The 25,786-nt window shown below is 70.1% G+C and carries 21 protein-coding genes; 14 read left to right on the top strand and 7 right to left on the bottom strand.

The features are described from left to right. Nucleotides 1-2: 2 nt before the first annotated feature. Nucleotides 3-767: a DUF3159 domain-containing protein gene (locus tag AC067N_RS17100; RefSeq protein ID WP_478679691.1), complete on the top strand. Its 765-nt coding sequence runs from the start codon at nt 3-5 to the stop codon at nt 765-767. A gap of 114 nt (nt 768-881) precedes the next feature. Here AC067N_RS17100 and AC067N_RS17095 read toward each other — a convergent pair whose 3' ends face one another. Together AC067N_RS17095 and AC067N_RS17090 are read right to left on the bottom strand one after the other, a co-directional pair. Beyond that, nucleotides 882-1,559 (bottom strand): potassium channel family protein, encoded by a 678-nt coding sequence (locus tag AC067N_RS17095; RefSeq protein WP_055538640.1) that lies wholly within the window; start codon nt 1,557-1,559, stop codon nt 882-884. Continuing rightward, the gene (locus AC067N_RS17090) at nt 1,559-2,230 is read right to left on the bottom strand and encodes a potassium channel family protein (RefSeq protein WP_055520747.1); all 672 of its coding nucleotides are present in this window, start codon (nt 2,228-2,230) and stop codon (nt 1,559-1,561) included. Before AC067N_RS17090 ends, AC067N_RS17095 begins: the two co-directional genes overlap by 1 nt. Before the next feature lie 410 nt (nt 2,231-2,640). Here AC067N_RS17090 and AC067N_RS17085 point away from each other — a divergent pair, with 410 nt between their 5' ends. Beyond that, on the top strand, nt 2,641-4,704 hold the full coding sequence (locus AC067N_RS17085; RefSeq protein ID WP_478679690.1) for an APC family permease: 2,064 nt from the start codon (nt 2,641-2,643) through the stop codon (nt 4,702-4,704). 129 nt (nt 4,705-4,833) lie between these two features. Continuing rightward, nucleotides 4,834-6,162 carry a class I SAM-dependent RNA methyltransferase gene (locus AC067N_RS17080; RefSeq protein ID WP_478679689.1) on the top strand — a complete coding sequence of 443 codons (1,329 nt, stop codon included), beginning with the start codon at nt 4,834-4,836 and terminating at the stop codon, nt 6,160-6,162. Nucleotides 6,163-6,548: 386 nt separating this feature from the next. On the opposite strand, the gene AC067N_RS17075 is transcribed toward AC067N_RS17080, so the two are convergent. Then, complete coding sequence (locus tag AC067N_RS17075; RefSeq protein WP_478679688.1) at nt 6,549-7,418, bottom strand: helix-turn-helix domain-containing protein; 870 nt, start codon at nt 7,416-7,418, stop codon at nt 6,549-6,551. A 183-nt stretch (nt 7,419-7,601) separates the two neighbouring features. Between AC067N_RS17075 and AC067N_RS17070 the strand changes: the two genes are divergently transcribed. The 8 genes from AC067N_RS17070 (at nt 7,602) to AC067N_RS17035 (ending at nt 15,937) form a co-directional block, all read left to right on the top strand. Further along, the gene (locus tag AC067N_RS17070; RefSeq protein ID WP_478679687.1) at nt 7,602-8,618 is read left to right on the top strand and encodes a zinc-dependent alcohol dehydrogenase family protein; all 1,017 of its coding nucleotides are present in this window, start codon (nt 7,602-7,604) and stop codon (nt 8,616-8,618) included. Between the two features lie 84 nt (nt 8,619-8,702). Next, on the top strand, nt 8,703-9,368 hold the full coding sequence (locus AC067N_RS17065; RefSeq protein ID WP_478679686.1) for an SDR family NAD(P)-dependent oxidoreductase: 666 nt from the start codon (nt 8,703-8,705) through the stop codon (nt 9,366-9,368). A 15-nt stretch (nt 9,369-9,383) separates the two neighbouring features. After that, nucleotides 9,384-9,914, top strand: a complete 531-nt coding sequence (locus AC067N_RS17060; protein ID WP_478679685.1) for a cyclophilin-like fold protein — start codon at nt 9,384-9,386, stop codon at nt 9,912-9,914. 195 nt (nt 9,915-10,109) lie between these two features. Continuing rightward, complete coding sequence (locus AC067N_RS17055) at nt 10,110-10,523, top strand: (R)-mandelonitrile lyase (protein ID WP_478679684.1); 414 nt, start codon at nt 10,110-10,112, stop codon at nt 10,521-10,523. A gap of 303 nt (nt 10,524-10,826) precedes the next feature. Next, the gene (locus AC067N_RS17050) at nt 10,827-11,477 is read left to right on the top strand and encodes a (2Fe-2S)-binding protein (RefSeq protein WP_478679683.1); all 651 of its coding nucleotides are present in this window, start codon (nt 10,827-10,829) and stop codon (nt 11,475-11,477) included. 7 nt (nt 11,478-11,484) lie between these two features. Continuing rightward, entirely contained in the window at nt 11,485-12,465 is a 981-nt protein-coding gene (locus AC067N_RS17045) for an FAD binding domain-containing protein (RefSeq protein ID WP_478679682.1), read from the top strand. Continuing rightward, the gene (locus AC067N_RS17040; protein ID WP_478679681.1) at nt 12,462-14,657 is read left to right on the top strand and encodes a xanthine dehydrogenase family protein molybdopterin-binding subunit; all 2,196 of its coding nucleotides are present in this window, start codon (nt 12,462-12,464) and stop codon (nt 14,655-14,657) included. Before AC067N_RS17045 ends, AC067N_RS17040 begins: the two co-directional genes overlap by 4 nt. 149 nt (nt 14,658-14,806) lie before the next feature. After that, complete coding sequence (locus AC067N_RS17035; protein ID WP_478679680.1) at nt 14,807-15,937, top strand: XdhC family protein; 1,131 nt, start codon at nt 14,807-14,809, stop codon at nt 15,935-15,937. Nucleotides 15,938-16,615: 678 nt separating this feature from the next. Here AC067N_RS17035 and AC067N_RS17030 read toward each other — a convergent pair. Both AC067N_RS17030 and AC067N_RS17025 read right to left on the bottom strand, forming a co-directional pair. Continuing rightward, entirely contained in the window at nt 16,616-17,284 is a 669-nt protein-coding gene (locus AC067N_RS17030; protein WP_478679679.1) for a nucleotidyl transferase AbiEii/AbiGii toxin family protein, read from the bottom strand. Nucleotides 17,285-17,289: 5 nt separating this feature from the next. Next, entirely contained in the window at nt 17,290-17,682 is a 393-nt protein-coding gene (locus AC067N_RS17025) for a hypothetical protein (RefSeq protein WP_478679678.1), read from the bottom strand. Nucleotides 17,683-17,894: 212 nt separating this feature from the next. Here AC067N_RS17025 and AC067N_RS17020 point away from each other — a divergent pair, with 212 nt between their 5' ends. Further along, entirely contained in the window at nt 17,895-18,128 is a 234-nt protein-coding gene (locus AC067N_RS17020; protein ID WP_478679677.1) for a hypothetical protein, read from the top strand. Between the two features lie 26 nt (nt 18,129-18,154). Here the strand turns inward: AC067N_RS17020 and AC067N_RS17015 are convergent, their stop codons facing one another. Then, nucleotides 18,155-19,678, bottom strand: coding sequence for a serine/threonine-protein kinase (locus tag AC067N_RS17015; RefSeq protein WP_478679676.1), 1,524 nt, complete (start codon nt 19,676-19,678; stop codon nt 18,155-18,157). A gap of 1,591 nt (nt 19,679-21,269) precedes the next feature. On the opposite strand from AC067N_RS17015, the gene AC067N_RS17010 reads away from it, so the two are divergent. Beyond that, on the top strand, nt 21,270-23,144 hold the full coding sequence (locus AC067N_RS17010; RefSeq protein ID WP_478679675.1) for a polymorphic toxin-type HINT domain-containing protein: 1,875 nt from the start codon (nt 21,270-21,272) through the stop codon (nt 23,142-23,144). Nucleotides 23,145-23,152: 8 nt separating this feature from the next. After that, on the top strand, nt 23,153-23,485 hold the full coding sequence (locus AC067N_RS17005; protein WP_478679674.1) for a hypothetical protein: 333 nt from the start codon (nt 23,153-23,155) through the stop codon (nt 23,483-23,485). Between the two features lie 1,175 nt (nt 23,486-24,660). Here AC067N_RS17005 and AC067N_RS17000 read toward each other — a convergent pair. Then, nucleotides 24,661-25,707: a zinc-binding dehydrogenase gene (locus AC067N_RS17000; RefSeq protein ID WP_478679673.1), complete on the bottom strand. Its 1,047-nt coding sequence runs from the start codon at nt 25,705-25,707 to the stop codon at nt 24,661-24,663. Nucleotides 25,708-25,786: the final 79 nt, after the last annotated feature.

The raw sequence follows: 25,786 nt of genomic DNA, 5'->3' as shown, positions 1-25,786 counted from the left end.
CGGTGACGTCGCTCGACAAGCCGACGGAGGACGCCGCCCGCGGCGCCCAGGACACACCCGGTGTCCAGGACGACCCCCAGGACTCCAGGGCGGTGACCGAGGCCGCGCTGTTCGAGGCCTTCGGCGGGGTGCGGGGCATGGTCGAGACGGTGGTGCCCGGCCTCCTCTTCGTCACCATCTACACGATCAACAAGGACCTGCACTCGTCTGCCCTCGCGGCCCTCGGTGTCTCCCTGCTGCTGGTCGTGGTGCGACTGGCCAGGAAGGACACCGTGAAGCACGCCTTCAGCGGTGTCTTCGGTGTCGCCTTCGGTGTGGTCTTCGCGATGATGACCGGCAACGCGAAGGACTTCTATCTGCCGGGCATGCTCTACACGCTGGGCATGGGCCTCACGTACATCATCACCACGCTGGCCGGCGTGCCGCTGATGGGGCTGATGCTCGGGCCGGTGTTCAAGGAGAACCTCTCCTGGCGGACCCGGAACCCCGGCCGCAAGAAGGCGTACGCGAAGGCGAGCTACGCCTGGGGCGCGATCCTGCTCGGCAAGTGCGCCATCCTCTTCCCGCTGTACTGGTGGGCCGACACCGAGCAGCTCGGCTGGGTGCTGGTCGCGCTGAAGATCCCGCCGTTCCTGCTGGCCGTCTGGCTGACCTGGGTGTTCCTCGCCAAGGCGCCGGCGCCCATCGACGTGTTCGCGGAGATGGAGGCGGCCGAACAGGCCGAGAAGGAGCGCAAGGCCGCCGAGCGGGCGGCCACCCGCGACTGAACCACGGACGAAGGCGCCGGCGACCGGACCACGGACGCGGCCACCGCGACCGAACCACGCACGAAGGGGGCGCCCGGAGATCTCCGGGCGCCCCCTTCGTGCGTGTCCGCCGGGTCAGCTCGTCGCGTCCTCGCGGCGCACCGACAGCAGATCCTCCAGCTGTTCCTCGCGGGCCTGGGCGGCGACGAAGAGGAGCTCGTCGCCGGCTTCGAGGGAGTCCTCCTGGGTGGGGGTGAGGACCCGGGTGCCGCGGATGATCGTGACCAGGGACGTGTCCTCCGGCCACTCGACCTCGCCCACCTGCGTGCCGGCCAGCGCCGACTCCGGCGGGAGGGTCAGCTCGACCAGGTTGGCGTCACCGTGGCTGAAGCGGAGCAGACGCACCAGGTCACCGACGCTCACCGCCTCCTCGACCAGGGCCGACATCAGCCGGGGGGTCGAAACGGCGACGTCCACGCCCCAGGACTCGTTGAACAGCCACTCGTTCTTCGGGTTGTTGACGCGGGCGACGACGCGCGGAACGCCGTACTCCGTCTTCGCCAGCAGCGAGACGACCAGGTTGACCTTGTCGTCGCCCGTCGCGGCGATCACCACGTTGCAGCGCTGCAGCGCGGCCTCGTCCAGCGAGGTGATCTCGCAGGCGTCGGCCAGCAGCCACTCCGCCATGGGGACGCGCTCGACCGAGATGGCGGTCGGCGCCTTGTCGATGAGCAGGATCTCGTGGCCGTTCTCCAGCAGTTCGCCCGCGATCGAGCGGCCCACCGCACCGGCTCCGGCAATGGCGACCCTCATCAGTGACCGCCCTCCTCGTCGGGACCCTCGGCGAAGGATGCCTCGACCTTCTCGACGTCGTCCGTACGCATCATCACGTGCACCAGGTCGCCCTCCTGCAGCACGGTCTGCGAGGTGGGCAGGATGGCCTCGCCCAGGCGGGTGAGGAACGCGACGCGGACGCCCGTCTCCTCCTGCATCTTGCTGATCTTGTGGCCCACCCAGGCCGAGGAGGCGTGCACCTCGGCGAGCTGGACACCCCCGGTGGGGTCGCGCCACAGCGGTTCGGACCCGGCGGGCAGCAGCCGGCGGAGCATCTGGTCGGCGGTCCAGCGGACGGTGGCGACCGTGGGGATGCCCAGGCGCTGGTAGACCTCGGCGCGGCGGGGGTCGTAGATCCTCGCCGCCACGTTCTCGATGCCGAACATCTCGCGGGCGACGCGGGCGGCGATGATGTTCGAGTTGTCGCCGCTGGAGACGGCGGCGAACGCGCCCGCCTCCTCGATGCCCGCCTCGCGCAGGGTGTCGCGGTCGAAGCCGACGCCGGTGACACGGCGGCCACCGAATCCCGAGCCCAGACGACGGAAGGCCGTGGGGTCCTGGTCGATCACGGCGACCGTGTGCCCCTGTTGCTCCAGGGTCTGGGCGAGGGTCGACCCCACTCGCCCGCAGCCCATGATGACGATGTGCACGACCGTCCTTCCGGTGTCAATAGCTGGTGTTCAGCCGAAACGGCAAAAACAGGGTCTCAGACCGTGGCCCAAGCTACACACGCGCGGTCCGCCAAGGGCACCCCCGTGCAGCACCCGTCAGGTGGGCGAGCCCCTGCGGCTGATCCGGCGCACGCTGATCACCGTCAGGACACCGAGGCCGACGAGTGACGCCAGCGCGCCGATCAGCTCCGCGGTCGCGGCCTGCATGGGGCCTCCAGAGAGTGGGTGGGACGGGATTCGGCGTACAGACATGAGGACGCCCTCATTAGGCCTGAGGATGCGTCACGTGACGCACCTCGCAGTGACGGCCGGGGAGATTTCACCCCGGGGCCCGCCGGGATTTCACCCGGATGTGCCCAGAACCAGCCGGGGCGCTTACGATCCTCTGCGTGTCCAAACTGACCGACCTGCCCAAACGGATTCTGATCGGGCGCGCTCTGCGCAGCGACCGGCTCGGTGAAACGCTCCTGCCGAAGCGCATCGCACTTCCCGTCTTCGCCTCCGACCCGCTCTCGTCCGTGGCATACGCACCCGGTGAGGTCCTGCTGGTCCTCTCCATCGCGGGCGTGTCGGCCTATCACTTCAGCCCCTGGATCGCCGTCGCGGTCGTCGTCCTGATGTTCACCGTGGTGGCGTCGTACCGGCAGAACGTGCACGCCTACCCGAGCGGTGGCGGCGACTACGAGGTGGCGAACACCAACCTCGGCCCCAAGGCCGGCCTCACCGTCGCGAGCGCGCTCCTCGTCGACTACGTCCTCACCGTCGCCGTGTCGATCTCCTCCGGCGTGGAGAACCTCGGCTCGGCCATCCCCTTCTTCGTCGAGCACAAGGTGCTGTGCGCGGTCGGCATCATCGTGCTGCTCACGCTGATGAACCTGCGCGGTGTGAAGGAGTCCGGCAAGCTCTTCGCGATCCCGACGTACGTCTTCGTCGTCGGCGTCTTCGCGATGATCGCCTGGGGTGCCTTCCGCGGGCTGGTCCTCGACGAGACGATGCGGGCCCCCACCGCGGACCTGGAGATCAAGCCCGAGCACCAGGGACTCGCCGGCTTCGCGCTGGTCTTCCTGCTGCTGCGTGCCTTCTCCTCCGGCTGTGCCGCGCTGACCGGCGTCGAGGCCATCTCCAACGGCGTCCCCGCCTTCCGCAAGCCCAAGTCGAAGAACGCGGCAACCACGCTCGCCGCGATGGGCCTGCTCGCCGTCACCATGTTCTGCGGCATCATCGGCCTCGCCATGGCCACCGACGTGCGGATGGCCGAGAACCCGGCGGTCGACCTCGTGCGCGACGGCACCCCGGTCGGCGAGTCCTACGTCCAGAACCCGGTGATCTCACAGGTCGCGGCCGCCGTCTTCGGCGACGGGACGTTCCTCTTCATCGTGCTGGCCGCCGCCACCGCCCTGGTCCTCTTCCTGGCCGCCAACACCGCGTACAACGGCTTCCCGCTGCTCGGCTCGATCCTCGCCCAGGACCGCTACCTGCCGCGCCAGCTGCACACCCGCGGCGACCGCCTCGCCTTCTCCAACGGCATCGTGCTCCTCGCGGGCGCCGCCGTCCTGCTGGTGTGGATCTACGGCGCCGACTCCACCCGGCTGATCCAGCTCTACATCGTCGGCGTGTTCGTCTCCTTCACGCTCAGCCAGACGGGCATGGTCCGGCACTGGAACCGGCACCTGCGCACCGAGAAGGACCAGGCCAAGCGGCGCCACATGATCCGCTCGCGGGCCATCAACACCTTCGGCGCCTTCTTCACCGGGCTCGTCCTGATCGTCGTCCTCGTCACCAAGTTCACGCACGGCGCCTGGGTCGCCCTGCTCGGCATGGTGATCTTCTACGCGACGATGACCGCGATCCGTAAGCACTACGACCGCGTCGCCGCGGAGATCGCCGCCCCCGACGGCCCCAGCGACGACGTCGTGCGGCCGTCCCGGGTCCACTCCGTGGTGCTGATCTCGAAGATCCACCGCCCCACCCTGCGGGCCCTCGCCTACGCCAAGCTGATGCGCTCGCACACCCTGGAGGCGCTCAGCGTCAACGTCGACCCGGCCGAGACCAAGGCGCTGCAGGAGGAGTGGAACCGGCGCGGCATCGACGTACCGCTGAAGGTCCTCGACTCGCCGTACCGGGAGGTCACCCGGCCGGTCATCGAGTACGTCAAGGGGCTGCGCAAGGAGTCCCCGCGCGACGCGGTGTCGGTCATCATCCCCGAGTACGTGGTCGGCCACTGGTACGAGCATCTGCTGCACAACCAGAGCGCGCTCCGGCTCAAGGGACGGCTGCTGTTCACGCCGGGCGTCATGGTGACCTCCGTGCCCTACCAGCTCCAGTCCTCCGAGGTCGCCAAGCGGCGCGAGCGCAAGCGGCAGGAGTGGAACGCGCCGGGTTCGGTACGGCGTGGCCCGGCGGACGACCGGTCCAAGCCATCGGCGAACGGGTCCTCGGCCAACAGGAGCTGAGGCCGTCGGGGCGGCGCCGCTGCGAGGCGGGCGCCCGATCCTGTGGTCGGCGGCCGGACGGCACCCACGTAGACTGGTGGGCTGTTGTCCGGCCGTTGTCGTTTTCCTCTCCCCTGGAGTCACCCCGCCATGCAGGCAGAACCGAAGAAATCGCTGGTGGGGGAGGAGTACGAGGTCGAGGTCGGCCCCGTCGCCCATGGCGGCCACTGCATCGCCCGTACGGCGGAGGGTCAGGTCCTCTTCGTCCGGCACACGCTGCCCGGTGAGCGGGTCGTGGCCCGGGTGACCGAGGGCGAGGAGGGCGCGCGCTTCCTGAGGGCCGACGCGGTCGAGGTGCTCGACGCGGCCAAGGACCGGATCGAGGCCCCCTGCCCCTACGCCGGTCCCGGCCGGTGCGGCGGCTGCGACTGGCAGCACGTGAAGCCGGGCGCCCAGCGCCGCTTCAAGGGCGAGGTCATCGCCGAGCAGCTGCGGCGGCTCGCGGGTCTCACACCCGAGGAGGTGGGCTGGGACGGCACGGTGATGCCCGCCGAGGGCGACAAGGTCCCGGCGGGCGAGGTCCCGGCGTGGCGTACGCGGGTGCAGTACGCGGTGGACGCGTCGGGGCGCGCGGGTCTGCGCCGCCACCGGTCCCACGAGGTCGAGCCGATCGACCACTGCATGATCGCGGCTCCGGGCGTGAGCGAACTGGGCATCGAGAAGCGGGACTGGACCGGCATGGAGTCGGTCGACGCGATCGCGGCGACGGGTTCACAGGACCGCCAGGTGATCCTCACCCCGAAGCCGGGGGCGCGGCTGCCGATCGTGGAGCTGGACAAGCCGGTGTCCGTGATGCGGGTCGGGGAGAAGGACCGGGGCGTGCACCGCGTCCACGGGCGCCCCTTCGTCCGTGAGCGCGCCGACGACCGCACGTACCGGGTGGGCAGCGGCGGTTTCTGGCAGGTCCACCCCAAGGCCGCGGACACCCTGGTCAAGGCCGTCATGCAGGGTCTGCTGCCCCGCAAGGGGGACACCGCGCTCGACCTGTACTGCGGGGTGGGTCTCTTCGCGGGCGCGCTCGCCGACCGGGTCGGCGAGAAGGGGGCCGTCCTCGGAATCGAGTCCGGCAAGCGGGCCGTCGAGGACGCGCGGCACAACCTCGCCGACTTCGACCGCGTCCGGATCGAACAGGGCAAGGTCGAGGCGGTGCTGCCGCGCACCGGGATCACCGAGGTCGACCTCGTCGTCCTGGACCCGCCCCGCGCGGGCGCCGGCCGCAAGACCGTGGAGCACCTGTCGACGCTGGGCGCGCGCCGCATCGCGTACGTCGCCTGCGACCCGGCCGCGCTGGCGCGTGACCTCGGGTACTTCCGCGAGGGCGGGTACCGGGTGCGGATGCTGCGGGCGTTCGATCTGTTTCCGATGACTCATCATGTGGAGTGTGTCGCCATCCTCGAACCGGCCGCGAAGGGCGCCTGACCTGTGGTTTTGTTCGTGCGCATTATGTGCGGTGTGGGCGTTACGGGCGATATCTTGACGCTGAGATGACGCTCGTGACGTTCATTTGACGCTCGTTCTGATGGGGTGTCAGGCCCGTTGTGTCGCTGCCCAGGCGCCTGATGGCCACTCTGTGGGGCAGGTTGGCCGCATGGGTCTGATCGACAGTGCGCTGCTACGGGCGGTGCAGGCAACGTGCGCCGCCGGCGCCAACCAGCAGTGGATGGTCGTCTGACGGGCAGGGAAACCGCCAACCGGCGGGAACTCCGGGCGGGCCTTGCACCGGGGCATGTCCGGACTCCCCATCTGTGCTGATCGGTTCCACCTGCGTGTGTGCCGTGGCCGCTGCCCTTGGCCCGATGTCGCGGTCAGCCGGCGGGGGAGGAGGCCGGCAGGTCCTGGTCGGCGGCCCAGGAGGCCAGGATGCGTAGTCGTTCGTGGGTGGGGGAGCCGGGCTCGGCGGTCCAGACGGTCAGATTCTGGTCGGGGTCCGTGTTGGCGGTCAGGGTGTCCCAGTCAAGGACGAGTTCGCCGACGACGGGATGGTTGAGGATCTTCGTGCCCACGGTGCGGGCGGCGACGTGGTGTTCGCCCCACCAGCGGGCGAACTGCTTGTCGCGCAGGGACAGTTCACCGACCAGCTCGATCAGGCGCGGGTCCTCGGGATACTTCGCGGCCTCCATGCGCAGTTGGGCGACGGCGATGTGCGCGGAGCTCTCCCAGTCGGCGTACAGGGTGCGCATGGCGGGGTCGGTGAAGATGATCCGCGGGTAGTTGCGGTGCTTTTCCGCGAGGCGGGAGAAGTCGGTGACCAGGGCGGCGGCCAGTGCGTTCCAGGCGAGGATGTCCCCGCGTCGGCCCTGCACGATGGCCGGAGTGGCGGTGAGGTCGTCCAGGACCCGCTGCAACTGTGGCTGGACCTTCTGCCGTCCGCGGCGCCGGGAGCGGGTGATGGTCTTGCCGGCGAGTTGGAAGAGGTAGCCCCGCTCGTCGTCATCCAGATGGAGCACCCGGGCGAGGACATCCAGCACGGGCGCCGACGCCTGCATACGGCCCTGCTCCAGACGGGTGTAGTAGTCGGTGCTGATGCTGGCGAGCTGGGCGACCTCCTCGCGGCGCAGCCCCTCCACCCGGCGGGGCCTGTCGGTCTCGGGCAGGCCGACCGTGCGCGGGCTCAGCTCGGAGCGGCGCTTCTTGAGGAATTCTCCTAGCTCATTGAGGGGAAGGTTGGCGGTCATGCTTCCCAGGATGACATCGATCGCACCTGCGTAAGGGGGGAGAATTTCCTCCCAGGATGTTCCCGTCCTGGGATATTTCTCTCCGCTTTTCGCGCCCGCCCCTCGCGTGTGAGGCTCGACCGTGAGCAGTCGTTGCTCACGACGGCTGCGGCTCACCGATTCCCCGCACCGAAGGAAGACCCCATGCGCGGAGCAGTCATTCACGCCCCCGGCGATGTGCGCTTCGAGACCCTGGACGACCCGAAGATCCTCCAGCCGACCGACGCCGTCATCCGTACGGTCGCCACCTGTGTGTGCGGCTCGGACCTGTGGCCCTACCGCGGCGCGGAGCCGGTGGACGAGCCCCACCCCATGGGGCACGAGTACGTGGGCATCGTCGAGGAGGTCGGCAGCGAGGTCGCCAACGTCGCGCCGGGCCAGTTCGTCGTAGGTTCCTTCGCCACCTCGGACAACACCTGCGTGAACTGCCGGGGCGGCTGGCAGTCCTCCTGTCTGAACCGCGAGTTCATGAGCACCTGCCAGGCCGACTACGTGCGCATCCCCAACGCCCACGGCACCCTGGTCGCCACCGACGAGCACCCGGACGCCGAGATGGTGCCCAGCCTGCTCGCCGTGTCCGATGTGATGGGCACCGGCTGGTACGCCGCCCTCGCCGCGGAGGTGAAGCCCGGCTCCACCGCCGTGGTCGTCGGTGACGGGGCGGTCGGCCTGTGCGGTGTCATCGCCGCGAAAGAACTGGGTGCGGAGCGGATCATCGCCATGTCCCGCCACGAGTCGCGGCAGAAGCTCGCCCTCGAGTTCGGCGCCACCGACATCATCAGCGAACGCGGCGACGAAGGCATCGCCCGCGTCAAGGACCTCACCGGCGGCATCGGCGCCGACTCCGTGCTGGAGTGCGTCGGCACCGCCGAGTCGATGCGGCAGGCCCTGCACTCCACCCGCCCCGGCGGCAACGTCGGCTTCGTCGGAGTCCCGCACGAGGTCTCGGTCGATGGCCAGGAGCTGTTCTTCTCCCAGGTCGGCCTGCGCGGTGGTCCTGCCCCCGTGCGCCGCTACCTGCCCGACCTGATCGACCGCGTCCTGAGCGGCCGGATCAATCCGGGCAAGGTCTTCGACCTCATCATGCCCCTGGACCAGGTCGCCGAGGGCTACAAGGCCATGGACGAGCGCCGCGCCATCAAGACCCTGCTCAAGCCCTGAGCGCAGAAGCGTCCACACCCGGGGCCGCACCGACGCGGTGCGGCCACAGGACAGGCAACCACCCCCGCTCGCACAAGGACTGACATGACGACCTTCGCCCTCATCGGTGCCGGACCCGGTCTCGGGCTGGCCACCGCCCGCCGCTTCGGGGCCGCCGGCCACACCGTCGCCCTCATCGCCCGCGACGCGGAGAAGCTGGACGGTCTGACGGCCGCCCTCGCCCGTGACGACATCCAGGCGCGCGGGTACACGGCCGACGTCCTCGACATCGAGTCCCTGACCGCGGCCCTGTACGCGGCCGCGGCCGACCTGGGCAGCATCGAGATTCTCCAGTACAGCCCCGTGCCCCGCGCCGACTTCATGAAGCCGGTCCTCGACACGAGCGCCGACGACCTCGACGCCCCGCTCGCCTTCTCCGTCAAGGGCCCGGTCACCGCGGTGAACGCCGTCCTGCCCGGCATGCGCGAACTCGGTCGCGGCACCCTGCTGTTCGTCAACGGCTCCAGCGCCGTACGCCCCAACCCGAAGGTCGCCGGCACTTCGATCGCCTTCGCCGCCGAGAGCGCCTACGCCCGCATGCTGCACGACACGCTCGCCCCGGAGAACATCCACGCCGCGCAGCTGATCATCCCCGGAGCGATCAGGCCCGCCGCCGAGCACAGCAGCCCCGACACGCTGGCCGAACGTCTGTACGATCTCCACGTCAAGCGGGAGGGCTTCCGCCACTACGCCGAGCCGCTGCCCGACTGACGCCCGGACGACACCATGAACTCGGCCACCCTCCGCGCCGTCGCCCGTGCCGCCACGGCCACCACTGTCCTGTTGGCCGCGGCGGCCTGCAGCGACACCTCGCCGGCCTCCCCGCACAAGACACCCTCCGCGTCCTCCGCCCGACAGCAGACACCGACGGCCGAGGCACGCACCACACCGCCCGACAGGAACCCCACCATGGACATCCGGGTCACCCTCGACGGCCGCCCCGTCGACGCCGCCCTGAACGACAGTCCGGCTGCCCGTGACTTCGCCGAGCTACTCCCGCTCGCCCTGGATCTGGAGGACTTCCACCAGACGGAGCGGATCGCCGACCTGCCGCGCAAGCTGACCACCTCGGGCGCTCCCGAGCCGCGCGCGCCGAAGGCCGGCGACCTGACCTACTACGCGCCCTGGGGCAATCTGGCCCTCTTCTACCGCGACGGCGACTCCGCCAACCCCGACCTGCTCATCCTCGGCCACATCGACGCCGACGCCGACCGGCTTGCCGGGGCCGACCGGATCACCATTGAAGCCGCGCCCTGACCCGCGCCACCGTTCGTCCCTGCACGAAGGTGGGGAGGAGATCCTCCTCTTTTCGTCCGGTTCCCCGCATGGGACCGTCGAAGACGTGGCCGCGCTGTCCACCGTCCGCCGCGACGGCTTCAGCCGCTACCACGATCCCCCGATTTCCACGCAAGGAGTGAAGACAGCACACGCACCAAGGAGAGGCGAGACACCATGGAATTCATCAAGCCCCAGCCCAGCAGCAAGGCCCCGGCGGACTGGTTCACCGGCGATGTGTGGTGGGACGTCATCGTGGCCGGCCAGGAGCCGTCGAGGATTCGCGCCGACCTGGTCCGCTTCTCGCCGGGCGCACGCACCAACTGGCACTCCCACGCCCTGGGCCAGACCCTGCACGTCGTTTCCGGCATCGCCCTGATCGGCACCCGGGACGGCACCGTCTTCGAGGCTCACCCCGGCGAGACTGTCGCCTGTCCGCCGGACGAGGAACACTGGCACGGCGCCGTCCCCGACCGGTTCATGGAGCACATCGCCCTGTGGGAGGGCACGGGCGACGACACTCCCGAGACCACGTGGGCCGAGCCGGTCACAGACCAGCAGTACAACGGCCGCCGCACCCGCGACCAGTAGCCCCGGCCCCTCCCACGCGCATCCGAGGCGTGCGCACGACCGTCACGGCGTCCCGGGGACTGCAGCGCTGCCCTGCAGCGCGTGCAAATGCCCCCGATGACGTCGGTCAGTCGCTTCTGACGAGCCTCAAGGGGGGGAGGAAAGTCTCCCTGTCACGAGCGTTGCCGGTGATGCAAGACTCCGCAGGCGACCGGTAGCCGCCGCCAGAGCGCGCGGTTGCCGGCTTCCCCGCGGTGACGACGATCCACTCTCGCGTCCCGCTGATGTGTACGGCCGATCCGTCAGCGATACGAAGGCGTACGTATGTCAACTGAACTCCCTGAACCTGCCGCTCCGCCCCCCACCGGAGCCGGCGAGTCCTCCCCGGCGCCCACTCGGCGCACCTTCATCGCCACAAGTACCGCGGTCGGTGGTGCCGTCGTCGCGGGCGGTGTGATCGGCGGGACGATCTTCGCCGACGCGCAGGAGGTGAGCGCTGCCGAGGCGCCGCCCTCCAGTCGCGTCTCCCTGACGGTCAACGGCACCCGCCGGACCGTGACGGTCGACAACCGCACCTCGCTGCTGGACCTGCTCCGCGAGCATCTCGGTCTGACGGGCTCGAAGAAGGGCTGCAACGCCGGGGCCTGCGGTGCGTGCACCGTGCTGGTCGACGGCCACCGGGTCAACGCCTGCCTGACGCTCGCGGTGCGTCTGGAGGGGGCCGAGGTCACCACGATCGAGGGCCTGGCCGAGGGCCAACAACTCCACCCTTTGCAGCAGGCGTTCATCGACGAGGACGCCTTCCAGTGCGGCTACTGCACCCCGGGTCAGATCGTCTCCGGGGTGGGTTGCATCCAGGAGGGGCACACCGGTTCGCCGGAGGAGATCCGGGAGTGGATGAGCGGCAACATCTGCCGCTGCGGCTGTTACGTGAAGATCGTGCGGGCGGTCGAGCAGACCGCCGGCCGGAAGTGAGGGCCCGATGTATCCCTTTGCCTTCACCAAGGCGTCCGACACCCGTGAGGCTCTCAACGCGGGCCGCCGCGGCGGCCGTTACATCGCCGGCGGCACCACCCTCGTCGACCTGATGCGCGAGACCGTCGAGCGTCCCGGCAGCCTGGTCGACATCGGCGGCCTGCCCTTGCGCGAGGTCACGGTGACCGAGCGCGGGGGACTGCGGATCGGCGCCCTGGTGACCATGTCCGGTGCCGCCGCCCACGCCAAGGTGCGCACGCTGTATCCCGTCGTCTCCGAGGCGCTGGAACTGAGCGCTTCGGCCCAGCTGCGGAACATGGCCACCATCGGCGGCAACATCATGCAGCGCACCCGGTGCACCTACTTCCGTGACGTGACCGCCGACTGCAACAAGCGCGAGCCCGGCTCGGGTTGTGCCGCCCTGCACGGCCATAACCGCACGCACGCCATCCTCGGGGCCTCCGACGCGTGTGTGGCCACACACCCGTCCGATGCCGCCGTGGCCTTCGCCGCCCTGGAGGCACGGGTGCACCTGCTGGGCCCGGACGGGGCACGTCAAGTTTTCTTCGCCGACTTCCTGTTGCGGCCGGGCAGCACCCCGCAACGCGAACAGGCCCTGCGTAAAGGCGAGTTGATCACCGCAGTGGAGATTCCCGCTCTTCCGCGCCCGCTCAGGTCGGGCTATCTGAAGGTGCGTGACCGGCAGTCGTACGAGTTCGCCCTGACATCGGCTGCCGTCGCGCTGCACGTACGCGGCGGGGTGATCCGCGAGGCGAAGGTCGCCGCCGGGGGAGTGGGCACGGTGCCCTGGAAGCTGCCCGCCGTCGAGCAGCACCTCGTCGGTGAACGCCCCTCGGGGGCCCTGTGGTCAGCCGCTGCCGCGAAGGCGGCGGACGGGGCACGCCCGCTCAAGCACAACCGGTTCAAGGTCGAGCTGCTCAAGCGGACCGTCGAACGCCAGCTGCGCGTCATAGGAGGTACGAAGTGAGCCCCCAGCCGCAGGCAGCGGTGGGTGCGCCGCTGTCCCGCGTGGACGGCCGGCTCAAGGTCACCGGACAGGCGCTGTACGCCGCCGAGCACGAGGTCGAGGGGGCCGTTCACGCCGTCATCGTCGACGCAGCCATCGGCCGCGGTCGCATCACCTCCATCGACAGCGCTGCCGCCGAAGCCTTTCCGGGCGTACTGAAGGTGCTCCACCACCGCAACGCGCCGAAGCTGCCGTACCGCGACAACTCGGGGTCGAACAACCCGCCAGGCCGACGGCTTCGCGTCTTCCAGGACGACCGCGTCCGCTTCCACGGCCAGCCCGTCGCCGTGGTGGTCGCCACCACCCTGGAGGCCGCACAGCATGGCGCGAGTCTGGTCAAGGTCGGCTACGACGCCGAACAGCCCTCGACCGACATCACCGAGGCCGAGCCGGACGAGCCGACCCGTTATGCGCGCGGCGATGCCGAGGCGGCCTTGCGCGCGGCGGCCGTGCGACTGGACCTGACGTACCGCACGGCGCGCAACCACCACAACCCGATGGAGCCGCACGCCACCATCGCCCGCTGGAACGGCGACCGGCTCACGGTGTGGGACAAGACCCAGTGGGTGGTGGGCACGCAGACCGAACTCGCCGCAGTGTTCGGCCTGGAGACGGACGCGGTGCGCGTCATCTCGCCGTTCGTCGGCGGCGGTTTCGGCACGGCGCTGCGCTGCTGGCCGCACGTCGTCGTCGCGGCGCTGGCAGCCCGTGAGACGAAGCGTCCGGTCAAGCTGGTCCTGAGCAGGAAGCAGATGTACCTCGGGACCGGGTTCCGGCCCTCGTACGAGTACCGCCTGCGCCTCGGCAGTGACCGGCGCGGTCGGCTGTCCGCCGCGGTGCACGAGCTGGACGCCGAGACGTCGTCGTACGAGACGTTCACCGAGTCCATCCTGGCGGCCGGGCAGATGCTCTACAGCATGCCCAACGTCAGCCAGGCGTACCGGACGGTGCCGCTGGATCTGCCCACGCCGCTGTACATGCGAGGCCCCGGCTTCCAGACGGCCTCCTTCGTCATCGAGTCGGCCATGGACGAACTCGCCCACCAGCTCGGCGTCGACCCGATCGAGCTGCGCCGGCGCAACGAGCCGAACGAGGACGAGTCGTCCGGGCTGCCGTTCTCCACGCGTCGGCTGCGCGAGTGCTATGCGGTCGGCGCGCGCGAGTTCGGCTGGGAGCGCCGCATCCCCAGGCCCCGCTCGGCACGTGAGGGAGACTGGCTGATCGGCAGGGGCATGGCCGCCGGCGTCTACGACACCGCCCGCATGCCCGCCCAGGCCCGGGCCCGCCTGGACGCCGACGGCACCGCGCTGGTCGAGGCCGCCGCCACCGACATGGGCCCGGGCACCTACACCTCCCAGACTCAGGTCGCTGCCGACGCCCTCGGACTCACCGTGCGCGCGGTCACCTTCCGGTTGGGGGACTCCCTCTATCCGCCGACCCCACCGCACGGCGGCTCGATGACCATGGCCAGCGTCGGCTCCGCCACCCTCGACGCCTGCAACAAAGTCCGCCGTCAGGCGATCGAACTGGCCGTCCGGGACCGCGAGTCACCGCTGTACGGGGTGGCCGCCGGCGATGTCGTGGTGCGAGGCGGCCGACTGCACGTGAAGAACGATCCCACGCGCGGGGAGACGTACCGGCGGCTGCTCGCCCGCAACGACCGCACCCACCTGGAAGCGGACGGCTCCTTCGCCCCGCCGTCGGGCCCGGAGCGGCACTCCTTCTACGGCTACAACGCGACGTTCGCCGAAGTGGCCGTCGACGCCACCCTGGGCCTGGTGCGGGTACGGCGGGTGCTCGGCGTGTACGACGCGGGCCGCATCATCAGCCCCAAGCTCGCCGACAGCCAAGCCCTCGGCGGCATGGTCGGCGGCATCGGAACGGCCCTGCTGGAGCACACGGTCACCGACCACCGCGACGGCCGGATCGTCAACGCCAACCTCGCCGACTACCTCGTCCCCGTCAACGCCGACATCCCCGACCTCAAGGCGATCTACCTGGACGGAGAGGATCGCGAGGCCGACCCGCTCGGCGTCAAGGGCCTCGGAGAGCTCGTGATGATCGGCGTCGCGCCCGCCATCGCCAACGCGGTCTTCAACGCCACCGGCCGCCGCGTCCGCGAACTGCCCATCACCGCAGAGGCATTGCTCTGATCCATGCCTTGCGGCGGGGTGCACACCGCTCGTCCGGCAGCCTGCCCCGTCCGGTTGCCGGACTTCCCAGGGCCGCCGCCTGACGTTTCCCCGCGTCGCGGCGGCGGCCCGTTCACCTTCCGATCCTGGTCCCGCCATGGAGAACTGCCATGCTGAACATCGCGGACACACTGCACCGCTGGTGCCGCGAGGCGCGCCCCTTCGCCCTGGCCACCGTCTTCGGCGTGCACGGCAGCGCCCCTCTGCCGGTCGGTACGTCGGTCGCGGTGGACGAGGACGGCAACGCCGTGGGCGGCGTCTCCGGTGGCTGCGTCGAGGGAGCGGTCTACGAGCTGTGTCGGCAGGTGCTCCGTGACCGGGGCACTCCGCAGCGGGCCCGGTTCGGCTACTCCGACGACGACGCCTTCGCCGTCGGTCTGACCTGCGGCGGCGAACTCGACGTCTTCGTCCAGCGCATCGACCCTGCAGCCCAGCCGCACTTGTCCACGGCCCTCTCCGAGATCGCTCAAGGGCGACCGGTCGCCGTGGCACAGGTCGTGGACGGCCCCGAGCGCCTCCTCGGCTCGACGCTGAGCGTGCTCGGCGGCGGTCATGTCGCCTACGGGCGCGTGGACGGCGGCCCGGCGGATCGGGCAGTGGCCGACCGGGCCAGGGCCCTGATACGGGCGGGCCGCACCGTCCGCATCGACATCGGCGGGCAGGCAGACGAATGCCCCGAACGGTTGTCCGTCCTCGTTCATGTCCATGCGTCCCGGCCGCGCCTGCTGGTCTTCGGTGCCGTCGACTTCGCCGCGGCCCTCAGCCGGGCCGGCCGCTTCCTGGGCTACCACGTCACCGTCTGCGACGCTCGCCCCGTCTTCGCCACTCCCGCCCGCTTCCCGCACGCGGACGAAGTGGTGGTCGACTGGCCCCACCGCTACCTGGAACGCACCGAGGTGGACGACCGCACCGCCGTCTGCGTCCTCACCCACGACGCCAAGTTCGACATCCCCCTGCTGCGCCTGGCACTCGACCTGCCCGTCGCCTACGTCGGGGCCATGGGCTCCCGGCGCACCCACGACGAGCGCATGCGCCGCCTGCGCGAGCAGGGTGTCACGGAGAACCAGTTGGCCCGGCTGCGTTCCCCCATCGGCCTCGATCTTGGAGCCTCCACACCCGAGGAGACGGCCGTCTCCATCACCGCGGAGATGATCGCCCAGTCCAACCACGGCACGGGCAGACCCCTGTCCCAGATCACCGGCCCGATCCACCGCCCGTCGCAGTTGGCGAGTCAGCGGTAGGCCGGTCTCACGAACCGACAAGGGCTCATCGTCCCTCTGAGGGCAGCCTGTACGTCATGACGCTCGTTTGACGCTCCGGGCTCCCGCAGGCGGCACAGCGAGCCGAGAAATGGCCTCTGACCTGGCCTTTTCCGAGACCCGCTGAAGCCGACATCTTTCCGATGACCTCGCACGTGGAGTGCGTCGCGATCCTGGAACCCGCTGAGAAACGCTCTTGACCTGCGGTTTTCTGATTTCTTTCGTCGGCTCGACCTGTTTGGGGACGATGGGAACGGGTGAAGGCGGACGATGCCGCGTGACCTGCGCATTCGTCTGAGGGGGAGGGGTGCGTGGTGGTCGCGGAGCCCGTTGGTTCTTGCGGCGTGACGCACGGATGACGCACAGCCTGAAAGACCGTCAGATCGTTGGAGGGCCTGGAACAGGTGCGGAGGCGAGTTGGCCGGCTTCCTCGTATGCTCACGTTTGTCTTGCTGCTGGTTCGCAGCAGGGCAGCCCACGTGAACCGCCCCGGATCGACCCCGGCAAGGGATGCCCTGGACTGTAAGTTGCCCGTGTACGGCTGCATAGCGGATGAGCCTGCCGGGCTCAGCCTCGGGGCCGGCGAGTGTGGCAAGCATGGCCATGGGCGGCGCGGCGCATGCCCCCGTGCTTACGGGAGGGCGTGCACGTGCGGCAAGATCAGTCGATGTCCGGATCACCGGGCTCTTCGAGGAGCCGGGCTGCGAGGTCGTCGGCCCACTCCACGGCCCAGGTTCGAAGAGCGGTGATGGTGGCATCGTCCAGGCCGTAAGCGGCGAAGGCTTCGTCGTCGGTCCACTCGGCGCCGGTGAGGTTCGCCTGCAGGTCTTCGCGCTCGAAGCGGCCACGGGCGTGGCGGCGGCCGAACTCCTCAAGCTCGGCATTTGACCAGCGGTGGGAGGCTGCGAAGACGTCGATCAGGTCGCGGGGCGCTCCGCGGTCGGCGAGGGCGCGGACCTTGGTGCCGATCACGTCTTCCTCCGCGAGGACGGGCCCGTACGGGCTCTGGGCGACCGGCCGCCAGAAGATCTCCTTGAGGATGTCGACCTCGCATTCCTGCCCGGTGACCGGGTCGGTCACGGTGAAGCGGGCGGACAACGGGGCGGTCTCCAGGACATGCACCTTCCAGCCGCGGGCTTCCAGGCCGGCGCGGAGTGCGGCCGCGATGTCGGCCATGGGCGCCGGATTCTCGGTCGCGACATCGAGGTCCTGACTCGGGCGGTTGACGAGATGGTGCGCCCGTACCGCATACCCGCCGGTGAGAACCAGCGGATACGGGGAGCCGAGGGCGATCACATCAGCCAGGAGCCGCGTGTGCAGCTCTGGCATGTCCGTCACGCGGCTGCCCGGGTGCGGGAGGCGAGCTGCGGGAAGGCGTCTTCCCATACCGTGCGTACAGTGCGCCCGACAAGGGTGCGCAGCACCGGCCACAGCCGGAGGAGCAGGTCCTCGTTGAGGTAGCGGGGCAGGTCGTCGCGCAGGCCCTCGTGCAGGACAGTGCGGTACAGGCCCATACGCTGGCGAGGCTTGCCCAGGTCGTATGAGGTCATCCCGGACCAGGCCAGGTGCAGCGGCAGCTCCACGACCCCCTGGGCCGGGCCGTGCAACTCGTCCAGCGACTGTGGCAGACGCCGCCGGAACTTCTCCCGGTACAGCGCGAGATCCTCGGCGACCGCGCCCGACAGGTCGCTCGGTGCCGGCGCGGGGTGATGCGGGCTGGAGGGCATGAACCCATTATGGCCGCCCGCGAGGTGGTGCGGGTCGCGATGCGCGAGCTGTCCCGGCCTTCCCGAGGGCGGTGTCGGCCGCGCTGGAGACGGCGTGGCCGGCGATTGCGCGCTGTCGGAGGCAAAGATCTGGTGCCGGACCGAATCGGTCAGTCGCCGCAGTCCTGCACAGCGCGCCCCGGGCACTTGAACTCGGGAGGATTCTGGTGGCCGTGGATCTCTCCCTCTGCAAGTCGTCCATCTCCTGGGAAAACCGTGACGAAGGCCGCGTACAGGGCGGGGTCGAGAACATCCTCGTCGCCCTGCGGACCCGCGGCATCGACGTCCCCGACGCGACCCACGAGCCGATCACCGACCGCGACGGCCCCGACCTCCTGCGCCTGTGGCTTCCCCGGGCCGCCACCGCCACCGCCACCTCCGCCGAAGAACTCTTCGACGGCTCATAGGCGAAGAGCGGGAGACGGCCCCGGGTTCAGCGGCGCCCACCGCGTTTCCTGGTCTTCTTCCCGGCCTTGCGCCTCTCAGCACAGCCACCGCTGGCTTCCGGTACCGGCCCTGACCGCGCCCGCTCGCACTCCCGGTGGGCGAGTGCGGCGGGCCGTGCGATCTCCTGGTCCGGGTGGTCCGTCAGCAGCTCCAGGCTGTGGGAGGCGGTGAAGGGGTCGGCGTGGGCGAGCTCCGCTGTGAGGGCGTCCGCGCCACCCGGCCAGTCGGCGGCGGTCTGCTGGAAGGCGTCGTACAGGGCTTGGAGTTCGGGTGCCTGCCCGGGGTGCTTCGAACCGTCCGGTCCGTCCGTCGGTTCCGGTCCGTCGGCATCGGCCGTCTCCCCGTACCGGGTGAACGACGCGCGCCAGGCCGGTACCGCCAGCGCGTGCAGCCGGTCGAGCTGCCACAGCAGGCGGGAGGAGCGGGGTACGGAGTTCGCCTCGACCGGCTGGCCTGCCGCGCGCAGCGCCTCGGCGGCCCAGGCACCGAGCACCGGGTCGCCGACGTACCCGGCGACCAGGCCGACCGGGGCGTCCGGCAGGGTGCGGGCGGCCAGCCCGCGGTGATCGGCCAGGTGCGTGCGCGATGGGGGTCCCCCCGCTCGAGCGGAGCCGAGAGTGGGGGAGGGTGCGGCCAGGGCCGCCAGCAGCTGTGGCCAGCGCGCGTCCGGACCGTTACCGGCCGCCACCCATGTGCGCAGCACCCGGCGGGCCGTGGCCGGCTCCCAGTGCCACGCGGCGGCTACCAGCCGCTCGGCGTCCAACGCCGACACCGCCGCCAGGGTGGGGAAGCGCTCCGCGACGGTCGACGGTGTCCACCGCGGTCTCGGTTCCCCGTCACCAGCATCGTTCCTGCCCCCGTCCGCTTCCGGCCCCGCCGCGCGCGGTGGCCAGCCGCCGCCGTGCGCCAGCAGCAGCGCCTCTCGCAGCACCGCCGCAACAAGCGGCGTCAGCCCGTAGGCGTCACCGCTGCGCCACACCACACCGGCCCTGGCCAGGGCGTCGAGCCGGGCCGCCAGCCGATGCGCCTCCGGTTCCAGCTCCGCCACGTCATTCTCGTCCAACGTGCCCAGCCCCAGCAGGCGTTCGAGTTCGGGCGGTGACGGCAGGCGGTACGCCGAGGCCGACCCGTTCGGCTCCTCCGGTTCCGCCCGCCCGGCCTCCCGACCCGGCTCGCGCGGGCCCGCCGCGTCGTCGCGCTCACGCGCCGGAGCGGCGAACGACGCACCCGGCGGTACCGCCCACTCGGCCGACACGGCCGAGTCCCGCGCCACCGAGCGGGTCTCGCCCGCCGCGGTGTAGAGCGTCACCAGGTCGCCGAGGATCTCGTCGTCGAACTCGTCCCCTATATCGGGGTCAGCGCCCAGCCGGTCACACCACTCCACCAGGGCACGCACCGCGAGCCCCGCGAGTTCGCCCGCGTCCCGCTCCCGCCACGCCTCCAGGGACGGCCCCGGACACGGGGTGCCGTCCTCGTCCAGCACGGCGAGGTGCCGCAGCACTGCGACCACATTGCGATAGCGAAGTGGTTGCCGGGGATCCTCGGTCGGAGGGGCCGAGGCATCGCATGGGTAGAGGGGACGGGGGCCGACGCGCAATCGGGTGGGGATCGTGATGACTCCTCCCCTGTGGCGGGCGAGTCGCCTGCCACAATCCCTCTGTGCCTGTGCCCCTGCCCTTCCGTACACCCCCCTGATCTGGCCCCTGCCGGTCAGGGGGCTTCTTACGTCGGACTGTCGATTCCGAGGGGCTTGTGGGTGGGGAGCCCGCGATACGCGCCGCCATGGGCGGCTTGGGTTGCGGCCGAGTGCGCCGCGGCCAGGGCTGTGGTGGTGGTCCTGGTGTCCCTGGCGCACGCCTGTGGCGGTGACGCACGTATGACGCACGGAGCCTTTCGCGGGGCCTGGAGCGGGCCGGAAAACCTCCTCTGACCTGCATGTTCTCCGGGCTGGGTCAGACTGCACATCTTCCCGATGACGCATCATGTGGAGTGCGTGGCGATTCTTGAGCCCGCTACAAAGGGGCTTTGACCTGCAGTTTTCCTAGGTTGCTCAGGAGCGCCCGGGCACGCTCGACGTGTTCCCCGACATGCGCGACGTGGAACGTGTCCTGGTGTCGGCGGAGTGGGTTTGACCTGCGGCTTCGTGGGACGTCTCGCGAGGTGATGGACGCGTTCTCCTCGCCCCTGGGGGCGTCGGGGAAACCGTCCTGACGCTCATTTGACGCTGTTTCCGACGGAGCGTCAGGTGGGTGAGGTAGCTCCAGCAGTGCGTGGGAAGAAGGGTCGTGTAGCTGAGCGTCATCAAACGGTACGAGGGTGAGGCGGGTCGTCACCGGGCGCCGACCGGCGCTCGTCCGGCCTGCACAGTGGTAGAGCCAGGGTGATGTCGCCCAGGGGCCAGCGGGCCGAGGATGGCGTCCCTTGACGTGGTGTAGCCGATCACGGTTAGGGAGTGCGCAGAACAGTCGTGACGCTCATGTGACGCTCGCTCTGATGGCTCGTCAGGCCTGGGGTCAGGAAGAGGTCTCGCCACCGTTGAGGCGCCTTCGCGGCCTGCGTTCGTCACTGCTGACCACGAGCGCGTCCGCTCGCGGGATCGCCATTGGTCGGCCGGGGCAACTCCCCACGACGAGCACCCAGTACGACTGGTGGGGCAACGCCGCGGTCGGCACCGACACCGCAGGCGGCGTCACGCGGACCACGACCACCAGCTATGGGAGGGGGCGGCGGCCGGCACCGTGAGCGCGCCACGGCCCTGGAGTCCCGCCGTTGGGGGGTGGCGACGGACAGCCGTCGTCCCGGTGATCGGGGGCGGCGACGGGCAGGGTCGACGACGTTGCCGCGCTCAACCGGTAGGCCCCGTCGGGCATTTCCCGCCGGTAGCCGCACGGCGGCCCGCAACGGCATCGGACCGGGCGGACCCCTGGCTCGGCGCCCCGTCGCCGCCGGTGGCGAGGGCCGGGCCGCAAGCCGTTTGAGGGGGTGCGTTAAGGTGCTCCGGACCATATGGCTACGCGCCAGTAACAAGGCTCTCCCTACCGAGAGCGTCACGGGGAGCAGGGCCTGGCCGGGGGACCCGCCGGGCTCTGACCAAGGAATTCATGTACAACAATCTCAGATCGAGGCTCGCGACGTTCATCGTCGCGTTGTCCGTCCTCTTCGCAGGATCCATGGGCAGTGCCGCAGCGGCCACGTCCGCCGGCGACAACCGCGTGGAACGGCTGGCGACCATCGTCGCCAAGGTGCGTCAGTACGCGAACTGCGACGGCCTGCCACTGCTGGAACGGCCCCGCTGCTACAAGGAGTTCGCGGGCAAAGCCGTGAAACTGGGCATCGGAGTGGGTCTGTTCCTGTTCATCACACAGGACGCCATGAAGGACCACGGTGCCGGCTTCGCCGCGCTGGACAAGGACCTGAAGGCGCTGCACGCACTCAAGCCGCAGGACCTGCTGGACCCGGCCAAGGAATCCGACCCGCAGAAACAGTTGAAGCTGCTGGAACAGGCGGTCAAGACCCTCCAGAGCGCCAAACCGCACCTGGACAAGGTCGGCAAGAACCTCGGCAGGGCGACCGACCTGCTGGGGACGCAGAGCGACTCGCTCCTCGCCGTCACCATCCTCACCATCGCGCTGGGCGACTACTACCCGGATTACACACCACCCAAGTACCCCGCGGCCAAGCCCATCTTCGACTTCGAGAAGGACCTCGCCGAGCTCAACGCGGCCTTCGACCAGATGAACGAAGGCTTCGCCCGGATGGACCGCGGACTGCGGACCATGAACGAGGGCGCCGCGGAGGTCAACAAGGGCCTGACACCGGCGAACAAGGGCATCTCCAAGGCCAACAAGGGCATGAAGGAGATGAACGCGGGCATCGCACAGGCGAACCAGGGCGTCAAGGAGGCGAACAAGCACGTACCCGGGATCAAGAAGGGCGCGCAGAAGCTGCGCGAGATACCGGACATAGACTTCGACTTCTCCCACATCGGTGACACCTGGGGCTCCGGATCCTCGGGCCTGGACGACGCCGAGCAGCAGCGCCGGATGTCCCTCCTGCTGGACCTCTTGCCGGGCATCGGCGACGGCAAGGGCGTCGTCGAGGCCGTCGTCGGCAAGGACCTGGTCACCAGTGACAAGCTCAGCGCCAAGGAGCGGGCGCTGGGCGGCCTCTCCGTACTGCACTGGCTCAGGGCCGGCGGCAAGCTCCTGACGGCGGAGGACGTCAAGAAGGCCCGCAAGGGCGAGGGAGCCGTCCCCTGCAACAGCTTCCCGGCCGGCACTCCCGTACTGATGGCGGACGGCACGCACCTGCCCATCGAGCGGGTGCGCGTGGGCGATGAGGTGCTCGCCACCGACCCGGAGAGCGGGCGCACACAGTCCGAGCCCGTCACGGCCCTCATCACCGGTCACGGCGACAAGGAACTCGTCACGGCCGAGGTGCGCACGGACGACGGTACTTCCTCGGTCACCGCGACCGAGGGGCACCCCTTCTGGATCGAGGACCTCGGGGTGTGGGGCACCGCGGGCGACCTGCGGCCGGGCATGTGGCTGCGCACGAGCGCGGGGACGCACGTACCGGTCAGCGCGGTGTCCGCGTGGACGGCGCAGGACCGGACGGTCCACAACCTCACCGTCGCGGACCTGCACACGTACTACGTGGTGGCGGGCACCACCCCGCTGCTCGTCCACAACGCCAACGGGTGCGGCGTGTGGAAGTCAGAGTTCGACGCCCTCCCGAAGGGCAAGCAGTCACACGTCCGTGAGATGTCCAGCGTCTCCGACATGCGCAAGGCGTTCGAGAAGTGGACCGCCGGCGCGGAGCGCCTGCCCGCACGCGGGCCCAAGATCCCCGAGGTGTACAAGCTGGCGGACGGCACGGTCATCCAGTGGCGTACCTCGTCGAGGTCCGGCGGGGAGACGATCGACATCTTCCCCGTCGGGGGGAAGGGCATGAAGGTACACCTTCCCGATGAATAGGAATCCGGATGAATAGGGACGTCATCGTGTGTGAGCTCCTCGTGGAGGGGCTCGGCGACTGGGTACCCGTGGACAGGCTGATCGGGCTCGCACGCGAAGCGGCCGAGCGGTCGCGGAGCGACTTCAGGGCCGTCGCGATCGAGATCCTCACCCATCTGGTGCGGGACGGCTTCATGATCATCGGAGAGCTCGGCGGTGGCGGCTTCGACGCGTGGCCCGGAAGCGCCGACGAGGTCCTGGAAAGAGCCGTGGCCGCGCTGGACGGTGTCCACTGGGCACCGGCCGGGGGCGGTTTCTGGCTCATGAACACCCCGAAGGGAGACCGTACGGCTGCCGCATGATCGCGGCGGCCCGGGAGCCCGGGTGAACCATGGTGCCCTTCGCCACGGCCGGTGGCGAAGGGCGCCGCGCGTTCCGTGATCAGGTTCCCGGCGTCGTGAAGTGCTACCAGCGTCGCACCGACTGCCTGGCAGACCAACTCGGCTCCGCAGTCGAGGAGTTAGAGGGCCGGGCGGGCGCCCCGCGCGATCTCCCGCTCGACCGGACTGCGCATGCTCATGCGAAGGGCGGCACCGCCGCTGCGCGTCCCGCGCGTGCTCGGCACCGATGACATCGCCCCCAAGCATCACGGAGCCTGCCAAGGCAACTGGTCGTGGCAGCTCGGTCTGGCCCGAGTGGGCGCGGGACGGGCTGCCGACCGTGACGCTCGTTTGACGCTCTGGGCGCACTCACGCTGCGCGGCGAGCCGAGAAAGCTGCTCTGACCTGGTCTTTCCCGTGACTCGCTCAGACCGACATCTTCCCGATGACGCATCATGTGGAGTGCGTGGCGATTCTTGAGCCCGCTGCGAAGAGCATCTGACCTGCAGTTTTCTCGGATCTCTCAGGCGTGGCCGGATGTGCTCGACCTGTTGCGCTTCGAGGAGAGCCGGCGGGTCATCGACCCACGGCCTGATCGCCTTCTTCGCCGGCCGACCCAGTAGGCCGCGGTGGTGAAGCCGGCGTGGGCGGCCAGGCCGGGCATCGGGCCCAGGGCCAGAATCAGGCGTCAGCTCAGCGTCGAGACGGCCTGCCGCCGTCCGCGCCGCTTGGCCGCGCCCAGCAGGGCGGAGACCAACGCGATGAGACAGGTCAGCGAGGCGGAGAGGATCACGAGGCGCCGAAACGGCTGACGTTCACACATCGTCCCGGCACGACGTCATGAAACGCCAGGTCAGCGTCGTTCGTGAGGCATACGACGCGCTTCACGCACTTCGGGAGAATCGCCGAGTTCCCGTGGTCCCCGCACGGACACCACGGCTTCATCTCGGCTTGGTCGTACCGCTGTGCGGCGGCCCAGAGGGTGCGCCGGCGGTTCAACTGAGCATCCCTGCGCCGCGAAGTACGGCCCGGGATGTCGCCCGTCTGCAGGGTTGTTTCTCTCCACGTTTGCCGGAAAGCCATGGGCGCCGGTGCTCCCTCACGCACCGGCGCCCACTCACCCCTGCCCAGGGTGGCTTGTCGTCCTGCTGACGGCGTCAGGGGACGAGGATGAGGCGGATCGGGTCGCCGGTCTTGGTCTCCAGGCGGTGTACCGCCTCGGCGGCGTCGGCGAGCGGGATGTGGTCGGTGATGGAGGGGGCCAGGTCGAGGCGGCCGGCCGCGGTCAGCCGGACGAGTTCGCTGACGGACTCGGGAAAGCCGCCGTAGTGGCCGCGTACCTGCTTGGACAGGTAGTTGAAGGTCAGGCCCTCGCTGATGGTGAGCGGGTGCGCTGTGATGCCGACCAGGATCAGGGAGCCGCCCAGGCCGAGCACGGAGGCGGCCTGTTCGCGGACGGCGGGGACGCCGGCGCAGTCGAAGGCGAAGTCCAGGCCCCGTCCACCGGTGGCCGCGCGGACCTGGTCGGCGAAGTCGGGGGCGGCCGGGTCGAGCGCGATGTCGGCGCCGAAGGCCAGGGCGCGGTCGCGGGCGCCGGGCAGCGGGTCGACGGCGATGATCGGGGCGGCGCCGACCAGGCGGGCGAGGCGTACGTTGTGGGCGCCGACTCCGCCCACCCCCCAGACGCCGACGGACTGGGCGGGTCGGACGCCGGCGGTGGCGACGACGGCGGCGTAGGGGGTGGAGACCGCGTCGGGGATGATCGCGGCCTGGTCGAAGGGAAGGCTGTCGGGGATGGGGATGAGGGTGTCCTCGCGGGCGACGGTGTACTGCGCCCAGCCGCCGTCGTAGTCGATGCCGGCGGTGAGCATCTGGGTGCAGGGGCGGTGGCGTACGCATCCAGCGCACCGGCCGCAGGTCTTGCCGGCTTCCAGGGTGACGCGGGTGCCGACGGTCAGGCCGCGCTTGACGTCGGGGCCGAGGGTGTGGATGACGCCGGAGACCTCGTGGCCGACGGTGACGGTGTCGGAGGTGGCGAACATCGGCACGAGGGAGCCGTCGATGAGGTGGACGTCGGAGAGGCAGACGCCGGCGGCCTTGACCTCGATGAGGACCTCGCCCGGGCCGGGCACGGGGATCGGAACCTCTTCCACGGCGAACTTCCTGCTGTCCAGGTGGAAGCGTCCGGCGAGCATGGTGTCCATGGTGATCTGCTTTCTGTGGGCGGCACGGCCCGATGGTTGGGGCCCTGGGTGCCATGGGGTGTGCTGAATGGCCGGTGGG

The organism is Streptomyces sp. NPDC042364, from assembly GCF_056437585.1.
This window is presented reverse-complemented; position numbering and strand designations above follow the sequence as displayed.

Bases quoted from the DNA above. Each gene is read 5' to 3' on its own strand.
- AC067N_RS17095 (WP_055538640.1), bottom strand. From the start codon at position 1,559: ATGAGGGTCGCCATTGCCGGAGCCGGTGCGGTGGGCCGCTCGATCGCG.
- AC067N_RS17080 (WP_478679689.1), top strand. From the start codon at position 4,834: ATGCAGGCAGAACCGAAGAAATCGCTGGTGGGGGAGGAGTACGAGGTC.
- AC067N_RS17075 (WP_478679688.1), bottom strand. From the start codon at position 7,418: ATGACCGCCAACCTTCCCCTCAATGAGCTAGGAGAATTCCTCAAGAAG.
- AC067N_RS17070 (WP_478679687.1), top strand. From the start codon at position 7,602: ATGCGCGGAGCAGTCATTCACGCCCCCGGCGATGTGCGCTTCGAGACC.
- AC067N_RS17065 (WP_478679686.1), top strand. From the start codon at position 8,703: ATGACGACCTTCGCCCTCATCGGTGCCGGACCCGGTCTCGGGCTGGCC.
- AC067N_RS17060 (WP_478679685.1), top strand. From the start codon at position 9,384: ATGAACTCGGCCACCCTCCGCGCCGTCGCCCGTGCCGCCACGGCCACC.
- AC067N_RS17055 (WP_478679684.1), top strand. From the start codon at position 10,110: ATGGAATTCATCAAGCCCCAGCCCAGCAGCAAGGCCCCGGCGGACTGG.
- AC067N_RS17050 (WP_478679683.1), top strand. From the start codon at position 10,827: ATGTCAACTGAACTCCCTGAACCTGCCGCTCCGCCCCCCACCGGAGCC.
- AC067N_RS17045 (WP_478679682.1), top strand. From the start codon at position 11,485: ATGTATCCCTTTGCCTTCACCAAGGCGTCCGACACCCGTGAGGCTCTC.
- AC067N_RS17035 (WP_478679680.1), top strand. From the start codon at position 14,807: ATGCTGAACATCGCGGACACACTGCACCGCTGGTGCCGCGAGGCGCGC.
- AC067N_RS17030 (WP_478679679.1), bottom strand. From the start codon at position 17,284: ATGCCAGAGCTGCACACGCGGCTCCTGGCTGATGTGATCGCCCTCGGC.
- AC067N_RS17025 (WP_478679678.1), bottom strand. From the start codon at position 17,682: ATGCCCTCCAGCCCGCATCACCCCGCGCCGGCACCGAGCGACCTGTCG.
- AC067N_RS17010 (WP_478679675.1), top strand. From the start codon at position 21,270: ATGTACAACAATCTCAGATCGAGGCTCGCGACGTTCATCGTCGCGTTG.
- AC067N_RS17005 (WP_478679674.1), top strand. From the start codon at position 23,153: ATGAATAGGGACGTCATCGTGTGTGAGCTCCTCGTGGAGGGGCTCGGC.
- AC067N_RS17000 (WP_478679673.1), bottom strand. From the start codon at position 25,707: ATGGACACCATGCTCGCCGGACGCTTCCACCTGGACAGCAGGAAGTTC.